This is a genomic window from Planotetraspora sp. A-T 1434 (genome assembly GCF_025420585.1).
GTDB lineage: Bacteria > Actinomycetota > Actinomycetes > Streptosporangiales > Streptosporangiaceae > JAOEGB01.
The window spans coordinates 1-887 of record NZ_JAOEGB010000085.1 but is presented as its reverse complement, the minus strand read 5'-3'; the positions used below and the strand labels follow the sequence as shown (position 1 = coordinate 887).

Sequence of the window (887 nt, the reverse complement as noted above, 5' to 3'; positions counted from 1 at the left end):
GCCCCCGGCCGTCCACCACCCGGAACGCCTGACCCGACAACGGCACACCGTACGGAATCGACGTCCAGTGCGCCGGAACCTCCCGCACCTCGTGGAAGTTGGACCAGACCCCGGCCTCGGTCGCGCCGCCGAGGGCGATCAGCCGGGCGCCGGGGTTCCGGGCCACGAGCCGTTCGCGCAGGTCGAGGCCGACCCAGTCGCCGGAGACGAGAGCGAGGGAGAGCCGTCCGAGGTCGCGGTCACCGGCGGTCACCAGCAGCATGTCGAGCAGCGCGGGAACCGTGTTCCACACGGTGACGTCGTGGCGGTGGATGAGATCGAGCCAGACCTGCGGGTCGCGGCGGCTGCCCTCGTCGATCACGACCACCGCCCCGCCGACCCCCAGCAGGCCGAAAATGTCAAACACCGACAAATCGAAATCCAAAGCGGAAACGGCCAGCACCCGATCGCCGGCATCGATGCCGAATCGGCGGCGCACATCCACGAGCGTGTTCATCGCCGCCCGATGCGCCACCTCCACACCCTTCGGCTCCCCGGTCGACCCCGACGTGAAAATCACATACGCCACCTGCTCATCGCCGATGTCCACTGGCCCGACCAGCGGCTCCGCCTCCGCTTGGAGCGCCGCCTCGTCCACCACACACCGCACCCCGGCCCGAGCGAAAATCCGCTCCCGCCGCAACACCGGCTGATCAACCCCCACCGGCACATACACCCCACCAGCCGCCAACACCCCCAACACCGCGACAACCTGACCCACACCCTTCGGGACACACACCCCTACCGCGTCCCCCGCAGTCACCCCACGACCGGCCAGCCACCCCGCCACCCGCAACGCCCGCGCCCGCAACTCCCCGAACGACACGGAAACGCCGTCGCCCACCACG

General features: G+C 70.0%; 1 protein-coding gene. It reads right to left on the bottom strand.

From position 1 onward, the window contains the following. A partial coding sequence (locus tag N5079_RS35055) for an AMP-binding protein (protein WP_261588528.1) occupies window positions 1-829 on the bottom strand: 829 nt, incomplete at its 3' end. Window positions 830-887: the final 58 nt, after the last annotated feature.